At 65.3% G+C, this 11,932-nt stretch carries 13 protein-coding genes; 2 read left to right on the top strand and 11 right to left on the bottom strand.

Annotated features, from left to right (window positions below; translation table 11 throughout):
- Window positions 1-113: 113 nt before the first annotated feature.
- From ACWEH3_RS05625 to ACWEH3_RS05595, 7 genes are all read right to left on the bottom strand, one after another.
- Window positions 114-878 carry an ESX secretion-associated protein EspG gene (locus ACWEH3_RS05625; RefSeq protein ID WP_450026738.1) on the bottom strand — a complete coding sequence of 255 codons (765 nt, stop codon included), beginning with the start codon at window positions 876-878 and terminating at the stop codon, window positions 114-116.
- Window positions 879-939: 61 nt separating this feature from the next.
- A complete protein-coding gene (locus ACWEH3_RS05620) occupies window positions 940-2,220 on the bottom strand; it encodes a hypothetical protein (RefSeq protein ID WP_450026740.1) in 1,281 nt (426 codons plus the stop codon).
- Between the two features lie 14 nt (window positions 2,221-2,234).
- The gene (locus ACWEH3_RS05615) at window positions 2,235-2,603 is read right to left on the bottom strand and encodes a hypothetical protein (RefSeq protein WP_450026742.1); all 369 of its coding nucleotides are present in this window, start codon (window positions 2,601-2,603) and stop codon (window positions 2,235-2,237) included.
- Window positions 2,604-2,624: 21 nt separating this feature from the next.
- Window positions 2,625-3,173 (bottom strand): DUF3558 domain-containing protein, encoded by a 549-nt coding sequence (locus ACWEH3_RS05610; RefSeq protein WP_450026744.1) that lies wholly within the window; start codon window positions 3,171-3,173, stop codon window positions 2,625-2,627.
- A 151-nt stretch (window positions 3,174-3,324) separates the two neighbouring features.
- Entirely contained in the window at window positions 3,325-3,834 is a 510-nt protein-coding gene (locus ACWEH3_RS05605) for a DNA-directed RNA polymerase subunit beta (protein ID WP_450026746.1), read from the bottom strand.
- A 114-nt stretch (window positions 3,835-3,948) separates the two neighbouring features.
- Window positions 3,949-4,158, bottom strand: a complete 210-nt coding sequence (locus tag ACWEH3_RS05600; RefSeq protein WP_450026748.1) for a hypothetical protein — start codon at window positions 4,156-4,158, stop codon at window positions 3,949-3,951.
- On the bottom strand, window positions 4,155-4,370 hold the full coding sequence (locus ACWEH3_RS05595; protein ID WP_355072875.1) for a hypothetical protein: 216 nt from the start codon (window positions 4,368-4,370) through the stop codon (window positions 4,155-4,157). The genes ACWEH3_RS05600 and ACWEH3_RS05595 overlap by 4 nt, the downstream gene beginning before the upstream one ends.
- Window positions 4,371-4,645: 275 nt before the next feature.
- On the opposite strand from ACWEH3_RS05595, the gene ACWEH3_RS05590 reads away from it, so the two are divergent.
- Both ACWEH3_RS05590 and ACWEH3_RS05585 read left to right on the top strand, forming a co-directional pair.
- A complete protein-coding gene (locus ACWEH3_RS05590) occupies window positions 4,646-5,869 on the top strand; it encodes a helix-turn-helix domain-containing protein (RefSeq protein ID WP_452358269.1) in 1,224 nt (407 codons plus the stop codon).
- A gap of 538 nt (window positions 5,870-6,407) precedes the next feature.
- Window positions 6,408-7,097: an esterase/lipase family protein gene (locus ACWEH3_RS05585; RefSeq protein WP_450024766.1), complete on the top strand. Its 690-nt coding sequence runs from the start codon at window positions 6,408-6,410 to the stop codon at window positions 7,095-7,097.
- 185 nt (window positions 7,098-7,282) lie between these two features.
- Here ACWEH3_RS05585 and ACWEH3_RS05580 read toward each other — a convergent pair whose 3' ends face one another.
- The 4 genes from ACWEH3_RS05580 to lipB all read right to left on the bottom strand — a co-directional run bounded on the left by ACWEH3_RS05580 (window position 7,283) and on the right by lipB (window position 11,912).
- The gene (locus ACWEH3_RS05580; protein ID WP_450024764.1) at window positions 7,283-7,876 is read right to left on the bottom strand and encodes a transglycosylase SLT domain-containing protein; all 594 of its coding nucleotides are present in this window, start codon (window positions 7,874-7,876) and stop codon (window positions 7,283-7,285) included.
- Window positions 7,877-8,549: 673 nt separating this feature from the next.
- Window positions 8,550-9,983, bottom strand: a complete 1,434-nt coding sequence (locus ACWEH3_RS05575; RefSeq protein WP_450024762.1) for an ATP-binding protein — start codon at window positions 9,981-9,983, stop codon at window positions 8,550-8,552.
- 131 nt (window positions 9,984-10,114) lie between these two features.
- Window positions 10,115-11,155, bottom strand: a complete 1,041-nt coding sequence (lipA, locus tag ACWEH3_RS05570; RefSeq protein ID WP_450024760.1) for a lipoyl synthase — start codon at window positions 11,153-11,155, stop codon at window positions 10,115-10,117.
- A gap of 10 nt (window positions 11,156-11,165) precedes the next feature.
- Entirely contained in the window at window positions 11,166-11,912 is a 747-nt protein-coding gene (gene lipB, locus ACWEH3_RS05565; protein WP_450024758.1) for a lipoyl(octanoyl) transferase LipB, read from the bottom strand.
- Window positions 11,913-11,932: the final 20 nt, after the last annotated feature.

Here is an 11,932-nt window from a genome sequence, read left to right as displayed (position 1 = left end):
TCAAAACACCCAGCAACCAGAAGCCATCCAAACCCGCCGGGCCACGACCCCGCCGAACAGGATAAAAACCCAGCTCAGAGGTTAAAACTCAAGCTAGGTGTGTGGCGGGTGGGTCAGGTGTAGCTGGGATCGTTTTCCTCGCGGAAGGCCGCGACCGTTGCGTGTACGACCCGGTCGAGTTGGGATCGTACTTCCGTGGTGTCGGCGGGGACGGCCTTGATGGTGGTTCCGCTGCGGACGAGGTAGCGGCCGTCGGGGTAGTCCATCACGTGGAAGCCGCGGGCGGGCGCCGGGCGGTTGTCCCAGGCCGGGCCCGCGTAGACCGCGACGTGGGCGATGGTGGTGCGGGGGCGTTCGAAGAACTGCTCGGCTCGGGCGCGGGGCGGAAGCGGCGCGCCCACGCGGTATGGTTCCTCGTCCTCCCCGGCGTCGAGTTCGTGCCGAGAGATCTCGATGCCGGGGCCGCTGCCGCGTGCGGCGTCGGGTAGGTGGTCGATGACCCGGCGGCTCACGCTCTCCGCATCGATCAGTGACATGTGCACGGCCCCACCGCGATCCGGCGATGTGGTGGGCTCCTGTACCAGCAGCACGGCGTGCCGATAGTGCACGGCCGCGTGGACGCGCAGTTTGTCCTTCCCGCTGAAACCCGCCATCTCGACACGTGCCTCGGGTTCGGCCAGCACACGCAGTGCGCTGTACAGGGACTCGTCGAGGCGACGGTGCAGTCCGGCGGCTTCGGATTTCCACTCCGACTCGTAATCGGCGACGGTCTCCGCCGTGGATCGGTACTGCAAGGGGTATGGCAGCACGTCGCGCTCGACGGCCCGCCACAGCACCGTGAAGCCGAGCGCGGTGAACGACCAATCCCGTCGGCTCATACAACCGGCTCCTTCATCATGGACCCGGCGTGTGGTGGCGTGGCGTCGAGACCGGTCCGGCTCATTCGCCGATCACCGGTGGCACCGACTTCACACTGTTCTCCGCGCCGAGACCGGTGAGTTCCTCACCGTTGCGCTGGTTCACCAGGTAGTCCTTCGTCTGGTGTTCCTTGTCGTCGTCGCCCTTGCCGCGAGCGCCCGGCGCCATCATGCCCGGCATGCCGCTCGCTCCCGGCCGACCGGTGCCGGGCCGCGCGGAAGCGGCGGCGGGAACGCCGCCCGGGACACCGTTGATGCTGCGACCCGGTGCGGGAGCGCCGAGGCCGGGAGCATTCGGGTTGAGTGTGCCCGGGCTGTGCGTGCCGGGAGATCCGGGACTCGGTGTTCCGGGGCGGGTCAGCGATGGATCGGTTCCGGGATCGGTGCTCGCCGGTTGGGTCGACGGGTTCGTGCTCGCGGGTGTGGTCGAGCTCTGTTCGGTCGTGCTTTTCTGCTCGGCAACAGGATTCGTGCTGGACGGGACGGTGGTCTCCGGCGTGTTCTCGGTACCCGGTTGCTGTGCTGGGTCCGCCGTGATGGCTTTGTCTGCGGTGCCGATGTCGGTGCTGGACGACGGCTGCCAGCCGCTGTTCGGGGCGGACGGCTGATCGCTCGAATTGTGCACCGGGTTGTACGGCTTGGGTACCAGTGGAACGCCGGTGTCGGCTTCCCGGACGGCAGGATAGAAGACGTTCTTGACGACGTTCACGGACGCGCCGTGCGCGGTGTCCTCGCGATGCTGGTTCAGCTTCCAGGTCGGGCCCGGCACCCAACTCGCGACGTCGCTGGTCCATGTATGAGCGGGCGCTTCTTGCACGGCGGGCCGGGTGACTTCGATGCCCGACCGGATGATCTTCACCTTCTCGGCGACGATCTGCACCGAACTGATCAATCCGCTGGACTTGTCGACATATTCCTTGATCCCGTCCGCCGCGGCCTTCGCCGCCGCCCCCTCCCATTTGCCTTCCATGGCCTTGCCGATCTCCGGGGCGAAACCTTGCAAACCCTGCTCGAGCCGGTTGCGAATGGACTCCCACCGCTGGTGCAGCGCGACGACTTCATTGATCGACATCGCTTGCACGCGTTGATAGAGATCGTCCATGCCGTCCGGGTTCTTGTACGCGCTCTCCGGAACTTTCGGCGACTGGGTCTGCAAATCACTACCGGCGCGCATGATTTCGGTGATGCGGTTCCGCGCGATGGCCGCGTCGGGGCTCTCGTCGCGCGAACCGCTGTCCGGCGGGCCGGATTTCGACTGCTCGTACAGCGCGGCGCCAATCGCTACCAAGAACGGCAGGCCCATGATTCATCCCCCGGTCAGTTCAGCAGATTGCTCGTGTCTTGCGCATTGGAGTCGTCCTGTGCGCCGATGCGGTCCACGGAAATTTGGATCGTATCACGCATCAGGGTCAGTACTTCGATGTGCTCTTTCAGTGCGGAGTCCACATCGCCGTCGCCGCCGATTGCCTTGGCCCCCAGCATGTTCGCTAGATCGTTGGAGCAGTCGAAGTCGCCGAGGCCAGTTACCCGGGCCATCATCTTCAGGTCTTCGAGGAGAGTGACATACAGATCGATCTGACGGTTACAAGCATCCCGGCAACTCTCTGCGACCGCGCGGTCAAGATAGAGCCTGCCAGCGTTGGCCTCATCGGCAAGGTATCGCCACCGCGATACCTCTTCGCTCATCGACATAGTGCATTCTCCCGATCAGCGTGGAAACGTCGGAACAAGAACTTCCGCAGCGTTCGTGGCCCGATCGCATGGCGATACGTTGCTCTTAGGTGATGTATTGAAGACAGTGATCTGTAATACGCCCTGACCAGCGGGGAACGCCAGATCGCAATCTTCGCCGTCGACATCGGATGTGTTTCTGAAACGAAATCCGTCGCGTCCGCCGACATTGATGCTCACGAAGTCAGTATTATCGGGCTTCTTCTTGAGATCATCGATGGAGTAGATCGTCGACCACACTCCTAGCGAGTAATTCCACTGAGAAGCCGCATCATGCCAAGAGCAGACCTTCCATCCCGGCTGCTCGACACCGGCGATGCCCGACTTCTTCGTAGACGAGACCACGCCGATCCGTTGCAGTTGCTGATCCGACACCTGCGTGCACGGATCCCACAGGGCGGCCGTGGCCGCCGAGGTATCGGTCGTGCTGGGCGTGGCAGTCCCGTTCGTGCCCGAATCGCACCCCGAAGCGACCAGCGCCACCCCAGCGAGCGCCACAACCGTCGCCGTCGTCCGTCGTCCCACCGAAGCCTCCCGATCCGGGCCGTCAAAGTCGTCCTTGAAGTCTATGACGCATATACAGGGTCTTCGGTTCCACCGGATTCGGTTCGTTCGGATCAGGAGCTCCGGGTCGTTGCGTCATCTGATCGACGGGCGCGCAGTCGGGTTGGCGTTGCTAGGGATGGCCTCGACGCTGGTCAGGCGTTCGGAACCCATAGTGGTGCTGTGCAGTTCGCTCCGCGCAGATGATGATCGACTGGACGACGGTGCTGATGTGTGGGCGGAACGCGTCGCGTGGTGCGACGACCCACCGGCGGTATCCCGTTCGTTCGTCGGCGGGGGAGGGCAGCGGTATCTCGCCGCCGTCGGGGACGATCGTCGCGGAGGCGCGCAGCAGTGCGACGAAGATGTCGGTGTCGTTGGCGAGCTGGTGGGTGTCGTCGGGGCGGACGAGGATCGTCCAGCGTCCGGATCCGTGTGCGATGACGGGACCGAGCAAGTATTGCCTGGCCAGGTCGGTGTGGACCATTCTGCCGAGCCGTTCGGGCACGGTGACCGCGCCTACGTCTCCTGCGCGCAGGGTGATTCGCCGAGTTTCCTCGTGTACGTAACACGGCAGGCCATAGACGTGCCGGTAGCGCTGGCAGCGGGTGAGTGTGGGATCGGAGGCGGGCTCTGTATTCATGGCCGCCCCGTCAGCACGACTCAGAGTGGAGTCGGCCTCGCTCGAGTTGGGCAGATCGCATCGTCGCAGTCTCCGTTCGCATTTCGAGGATTAAGGGGTGGCGGCGCGGAGCGATCAGTCCCACAGCTGTGCGCAGGGGAGGTGCGGGAGATCGTCGTCCAGGTCGTCGTCGACAGTCACCGTGATTTCCGGGAACCGTTGCGCCAGTGCGCGTGCGACGCTTTCGGCCTGTTCCGCGCTCGCCTGATAGTCCAGGCGCAGCGGGCCGGTTTCGATTCGGAGGTGGCGGCGCCGGTTCGGCGGTCCGGGAGCAGCTGAATTCACTGCGGCCTGCTCGGGTCCGGCACCATCCGTCCGCTGTCGACCAGCACCTGTCGCGCCGCCGCCTTCCGTGCGCAGTATTTCGCGCGGCAGGCCACATGGATCTGCATCACCTCATGGGCCTGGCGGATGCTGAGCGGCCGCATCGGCGCTTGGTGGGCGGCCGCGTCACACAAGGCGATGAGTTGGTACATGGCGAGGGAATGCGTGGACACGGGAAACCTCTCTGTCTCGCGGATCGACCGGTGCCCGGTACCGGGGGCTTTCGCCACCGGCCCGCCACTCTGGCGGCCGGTGCGCCGCTGAGGGTGCGGCGCCGCCCCGGTACCGGGCACCCGCGACCGAACGTAGGTCGCGCGAACACCGAGGTGGGAGCACGGATCGCGGTTTCCGTTCCGGCTATGCGAAGAGCCGTATATCCTGCCGGGGCAGTCGCTTTCGGGGTAAAAGCTGTGGGGAAATTCGACCAACGATCGGGGGACGCTCGGCCATGTACATGACCACGGGCGAAGTGATTCGGCGCATCAGGAAATCCGTCGGCATGACGCAGACGGAATTGGGTGCGCTCATCAACTTCTCGCAGCCCGCCGTCTCGGGTCTGGAGCGCGGCGGCCCGGCCTCGCACGACGTTCGCGTCCTGCGGCTCGTAGCCCGTGCACTGGACGTTCCGCTTGCCATACTGGTAGTGGAGTCGGACCGGGAGGCAGATGTGGACCGTCGCAACTTCTTCAAAGCAGGGGCAACAGTAAGCGCGGGGGCCGCCATGATGTCGGTTTCCGCCCCGGCGAACGCCGTGTCGCCGTCCGCCGGAAAAGTCGGCGCGAGCGACGTGGAAGCCCTCATAGACAGCGTGAACCAGATCCACGAACTGGATCTGGTGGTCGGCGGCGACCGATTGTGCCGGGTGGCGGCCAATCAAGTCCGCTATGTCGAGCAGCTTCTCGACCAGGGGAGTTACACCGAGGCGGTCGGTCGGGCGCTCACCAGCGCCGCGGCCGAGATGATGACCGCCGCCGGGTGGGTGCATTACGACGCCGGGCGTCTCGACGATGCTCGGCGGTATTACGCGGACGCGGCGAACGCCGCCAATGCGGCAGGTGACGGGGTCGCTGCGGCGCATGCACTGGGGAATGCCAGCTTTCTGATGGCGAGTCGTCCCGGAGACGACGCGAAGGGCAATCCTCTTGCCGTGCAATACGCACAGGCCGGGGCGCGGGCATCGCTCCGCGAGGGTGGTCCGAAACTGCGCGCGTTGATGGCGATCAGGGAGGCTGAAGCTCACGGGGTACGCGGTGACAAGTCGGCGGTGACGACGGCGATCAGCCGGGCGCACCGTGCATACGAATCGACTCGTGGGCACGACCCGGATTGGGTTTACCTGCCGGAAGCCGAATTCGTCGGTGGCATCGGCTGGGCGCAGATGCGGCTCGGCGAGCACTCGCAGGCGACATCCAACCTGCAAGCCGCAATCGAAAGTTCGGCGGCATGGCCCAGGGAGCGGGCGGCGTGGCAGCTCAACCTCGCGCGCAACTTGGTCAGCTCCGGTGACGTCGCACGAGCATGCTCACTGCTCGCCGACAACTACGACACCATCGCCGGACTCGCGTCCACCCGCCTGCACCAGCGAATCGATGCCATCGCGGATACGGTTCGCGGTCATGCCCGGGTCCCGGAAGTTCGAGACTTCTTGGCCCGGCGCGCGGCACAAGTCTGATACCTCGTACCCGTTCGTCGGCATCGATCAGCTCGTGGGAAGCGCGAACCAGGACTCGCCGCATCGAGGTCTAGCTCGAAGGTGGGTCTTGGCGCGCCGCGCCGTCCCTGGTGCCGCGTCCGGAATTCGATGCGGTAACCCACGGTCCGGGGTGGCAGCCGCAAGCTGGCCCATATCCCGCTGCGCGGCAAGCGGCTGGTCCGGATTCAGCGGGCGGTGGTGATGGCGTCGGCACAAGCGTCAGCCGGTCGGATTCATCGCCAAGCTGACGTGAGTATTCGAAATCGTATATACGGTAGGCGGACCGCGACTTCAACGGGCACGGGTTCGAGGCTCTGGACTCCTCTCCCGGCCTGCCCTCTGCTGTCAGCTCGTCGGCGCGGCGTAGCTTCGCCCAGGACCTTCTTCGCGGAATGTCGTGACAGATCCAAGGACTCGACGGCAAGTTGAAATAACCAAGTCTCACAATGCCCCGGATGAGCCTCGAGGCGCTACCTTCTGTCTGCTCGCAGTGCAGCGAGCAGATCGGAGTCAAATCATGCGCATCACATCGATCACGCGCCGCCTAGGCATGGCCGCAATCACCCTGGTCACGACGGCTACGGCCGCACTCGCCACCGCCACGCCACAGGCGGCTGCGGCGCCGGCGCGGGATCCTATCCTTTTCGTCCACGGCTGGCACGGATCGGCGGCGGACTGGGATTACATGTGGAGCAGATTCCTGGACGCGGGATACTCCGCAGGAGAGATGGCACGATTCAGCTACGACACCACCCAGTCGAACAAGGACATCGCACTACAGGTGAAAGCGCAGGCCGATGCGCTGCGCGCGAAAACCGGTGCCGCCAAGGTCGACATCATCTCCCACTCGATGGGCGGCCTCAACAGTCGCTGGTACCTGAAGAAGCTGGACGGCCTGAATTTCGTCGACGACTGGGTCTCCATCGCCGGCCCCAATCACGGCACCGACGTCGCCAACGGATGCTTCGACGCCTCCTGCGTGGAGATGCTGCCCGGCTCAGCCTTCCTCGCCGAACTCAACAGCACCGACGAAACCCCCGGCCGGGTGAACTACGGCACCTGGTGGTCGCCGTGCGATGAGATCATCAACCCCGATCAGAGCACGATTCTCAGCGGTGCCACCAACACCCAGACGGCGTGCCTCGGCCATATCGCGCTGCTGTCCTCGTCGACGGTTTTCGAGGGCGTGCGCGACTTCGTGAAGTAGCCGGCTGCGCCCAGCCAGGCAAAGCTGTCCGCGAGCATCGACGGCCTCCGCGTCGAAGAAGTCCAGCCCGAGTCGTGGGGACAGGGCTGCAACAGCGGTGCCGCGGTGGTGCGGTCGCACCCGGAAACGGCAGCGCCTCCGCGTCGAGGAGACGAGGAGGCGCTTGCCGGATCCGAGTTCGAGGCTCAGTAGGCCCCGTTGACGTTGTCCATCGAGCCGTAGCGATGCGCCGCGTAGTTGCAGGCGGCGGTGATGTTGGCGACCGGGTCCCAGATGTCGAAGGCGGTGCCGTCGACGTGGTAGGCGTTGAAGGTCGGGTCGATCACCTGGAGCAGGCCCTTGGAGGGGGTGCCTTTGGCGGCGTTGGAGTCCGACAGGTTGATGGCCTTGGGGTTGCCGCCGGATTCGCGCATGATGTTGCGGTGGATGCCCTCGTAGCTCCCCGGGATGCCGTGCAGGCGCATGACGTCGAGGGACTGGCGGATCCAGCCGTCGAGGTTGTTCTCGTAGACCTGCGGCGGCGCGGGCAGGAGACCCTCTGGCGCGGGAGCAGGCGCGGGCAGCCCTGGCACCGTGGGCAGCTCGGGTAGTGCGGGCAGTCCCGGCAGAGCCGGGAGATCGAACGGCGCGGCGACCGGCGTAACGGGCGCCGGAGCGCTGTCGTCGGCCACCGCCACACCGGCGGAGAAGCCGACGGCGATCACGCCGACGGTGGCGGCGAGGGCAGCGCCCTTACGAAGGGACGGGCGGCGGAGAAAAGAAAGGCGTGCGTGAGACATCGAGAAATCAGTTCCTTGTTCGTGCGGCGATCCGTCCGGGAAAACCCAGTGCGGATCCACGGCGGGCACCAGGTAAGGTGTTCGCCATCTCGGCTCGTGTGCGGTTTTCGGATTTCGTTGTGAAGGCCAGGGTTCGAATTCCTGGCGGCGCGACGCGGTGCACAACTCGGGGGCGATGCCCGTCGGTGCCGCTGCCGTACCCGAAGAGAAACAAGCCGTGGGCTGTGGAGCTGTTTCCCAGGTCCCGCTCAGACCTGATCTCAGCTTGATCACGACTGGTTAACACAGGGCAAACAGTCAGTTAATGATTCGGATCAGCGATCTTGTAAGCGCCTGGCGGCTACATCTATCAACGCCGCTACCAGGCATTTTGCTGCCAAACGTGATTTGGACCACAATTCATATTTTGCAGTAACGAGACCAACTTTGTTTCGATCCGATTACTGGAACTCTGTATCGACCCTTGTGCTGACAAGCAGAGCGGACATGGGCAATTTCCTCTTCCTCGCGACTACCTCGCAACCAGTCCGACCGGCTTACGAGATCGCGCTGCGCGAAAAGTTCCGCCCGTCCGATGAGTCGATTCCGTTCGCATCGCTCGGCATCCTCGAGTCCTGGCCGCAGATCATCCGGGCGTCCGCCCGGGGCCGAACAGACCGATTCGGATCAAGATTTACTCCCAAGCTCGAACGAGATCCTCTGGCCCCCAATGCCATGCCAGCGGCAAGTTCTTCGCGACGCCGGATCGCGAGACGGCTACGAGTGCGGTGCCGTGATCGGTTTCGGGCACTGCGGACAGCGAACGGGCGAGACTGTCGTAATCATGGCGGTCGAACGGGCGATCTTCGAGCCACTTGATCGAGCCGACGAAATGCACCGCCCTGGCGACCGGTTCTCGATCGGCCCCGATCAAGTCGATTTCGGGATTGTTCTGCCGGTTCCACCAGCCGCCGACCGCCTCGGTTTCCGGCCACCTCGTATCGGGCAGCAGACGCATGAGGGATTCGCGGACCAGCGGTTCGATAGCGCGTCCGCGCCAGGTGGTCCAGGAACGTTCGATCCGGCTCAGTGCGACATCGCCACGGCCGCGTTCGATGAGTGGAATGCCGCGTTCCAGGAAGGCGAGCCAGAACCGGAGATAGGGGTCGGCGATTCGGTAGCGTTTGTTCTTGGTATCCGGCTTCGTGGACAGCGGAAGATCGCCCGCCACTATCCGCTTGTCCTGCAACATATTCAGCAGCGGATTGAGGGTTCCTGCGGGCAGTACATTCGCTCCACCCGCTTGTGCGGCGATGGTGCTGAAGGTGCGTTCTCCACTGCCGATAGCTTCTAGGACCGCGCGCGAGCGCATCCCCTCCGGAAACTCGCCCAGCAGCGACAACTCGCCTGCCACGAGCAAAGGAGCCAGCGGGTTCGCGGCCGCGTCCCGCAGGAAGTCGGTACGGCTCATCCCTGGGCGCCACGAACTCACGATCTCGGGAAACCCGCCGGTGATCAGCAGCGCGTCGACGCTGTCGGCGGCGTCGAGGCCGGTCATGGCCTGCACATCGGCCAGACGCAGCGGTTCGACGGTCATTTTCGTCGCGCGCCCGAAGAACGGCCGGTCGCGTGATCCGAGGGCCTCCATGACGGAGATGTCGCTGCCGACCAAAAGGAGTAGCACCGGCTTGGCCGACAGGTGGCGATCCCACACCGTCTGCAACGCGCCTTCGAACTCCGGATCCTGTTCGACCAGCCACGGCACCTCATCGATGACCGCGATGCAGGGTGCGTCATCGGGTAAGGCGATCGCCAGGGACCGGAGAGCTTGATTCCAGTCGCCGGCCTGCAACCCCCTGACCAATTCCGCGCGCCCGAGCGCGGACTCGGCGACCGTAGCGGTGAACTCCTCCCGCTCGGCAACGGGATTGCGCCCGCGCGTTGCCTGAAAGACCAGGTAGCCGTGGTTGGAACGATCGCAGAATTCCTGGACGAGCCGCGATTTACCGACCCGTCGGCGACCGGTCACGATGACGGCACGGCCCCGGGTGGTGCCGGTGCCCTCGATCACGGAGTTCAGCTGACGCGCGAGCAGGTCGAGGTCTGCGGACCTTCCGGTGAACTCCACACTCGTCTCCTGAACTAAGGCGGCAACTTACTAAGAATCGATCTTAGTTTACGCACCGAGAGTGTGGTCGGCTTCAGACATCCGTCGGCCCTCGCGCGTGAAGGCTGTGCGCGAGTGCCGACAGTAAGGGATCAGCTGCCGAAGCGGGCCAGTACCGAGCTGGCTTCCTGGGAGGCGGTGCCTTCCTCGGCGAGGTGCGCCATTTCCGGGGCGATTTCACGGCCATGGTGGGCCATCGCCTGGGCGTAGAGCCGCCCGGCCCGGTAGGAGGAACGAACCAGGGGGCCTGCCATGACGCCTGCGAAGCCGATTTCCTCGGCTGTCTTCGAGTGCTCGACGAATTCCTCCGGCTTCACCCAGCGGTCCACGGGGTGGTGGCGGGGGGAGGGACGCAGGTACTGGGTGATGGTGAGGATGTCGCAGCCCGCCTCGTGCAGGTCGCGCATGGCCTGGGTGACTTCCTCGGGGGTTTCGCCCATGCCGAGGATGAGGTTCGACTTGGTGACCAGACCGGCTTCGCGGGCGGCGGTCAGGACCGCGAGGGAGCGCTCGTAGCGGAAGGCCGGGCGGATGCGCTTGAAGATGCGCGGGACCGTTTCGAGGTTGTGCGCCAGCACTTCCGGGCGCGCGGAGAAGACCTCGGCGAGCTGGTCGGGGTTCGCGTTGAAGTCGGGGATCAGCAGTTCCACGCCCGTGTGCGGGTTCAGACGCTTGATGGCGCGGACGGTTTCGGCGTAGAGCCAGGCTCCGCCGTCTTCCAGGTCGTCGCGGGCGACGCCGGTGATGGTCGAGTAGCGCAGGCCCATGGCCTGGACGCTCTCGGCGACGCGGCGGGGCTCGTCGCGATCCAAGGCGGCGGGCTTGCCGGTGTCGATCTGGCAGAAATCACAGCGGCGCGTGCACTGTTCGCCGCCGATCAGGAAGGTGGCCTCGCGGTCTTCCCAGCATTCGAAGATGTTGGGGCAGCCCGCTTCCTCGCAAACAGTGTGCAGGCCTTCGCGCTTCACCAAACCCTTGAGTTCGGAGTACTCGGGCCCCATGGTGGCGCGGGTGCGAATCCACTTGGGTTTGCGCTCGATGGGGGTTTCCGCGTTGCGGGCTTCGATGCGCAAGAGCTTGCGGCCGTTGGGTGCGGACGCGCTGTGTGGTGTCGGGGTATCGACTGAGGTCACTTGATCGACCTTACGCCGTCGCGTTCGTGGTACGCGGGGTGGTGTCACCAGGAGTGACGCGGGAGATATCGTGCTCGCCGACCGGCAGGTCGCCGTCGAGCGCGCGGACGATGGCGTCGGCCACCAGCGGCTTGATCTCGGCGACGGTCACTTCTCGACCGAGTTCGCGGGTCAACGTGGTGACGCCCGCATCGCGGATGCCGCAGGGCACGATGGCCTGGAACCCGTCCATGGCGGCGTTGCAGTTGAACGAGACGCCGTGCAGGGCCACGCCACGCTGCACGCGCACCCCGATCGCGGCGACCTTGCGTTCGGCGTACAACTCGGTGGCGGGCAGCCAGACGCCCGAGCGGCCCTCGACGCGGCCACAGACCAGGCCGAGGCCGGTGCACACGGTGATCAACGCCTCCTCGAGGCGGCGCACGTAGTCGACGACGTCGACCGGCTCGGCGAGCCGCACGATGGGGTAGCCGACCAGTTGGCCGGGACCGTGCCAGGTGATCTTGCCGCCGCGGTCGACCTGCACCACCGGACTGCCGTCGATGGGCAGGTCGTCGGCCTCGGTGCGGCGGCCAGCGGTGTACACCGACGGGTGTTCGAGCAGCAGCAGATGATCGGATCCGCTGCCATCGGCGCGCTGCTCGGCGATGCCGCGTTGCAGGTCCCAGGCGGCGTGGTAGTCGATGAGTCCGAGATCCTCGACCACGATCGGGGTCGTATCGAATCGGGCGGACCGGGTGGTGCGCGGGTTGATCACAGCGACGACGGTACGCCCAC

It is taken from the genome of Nocardia sp. NPDC004718 (assembly GCF_053601535.1).
This window is presented reverse-complemented; position numbering and strand designations above follow the sequence as displayed.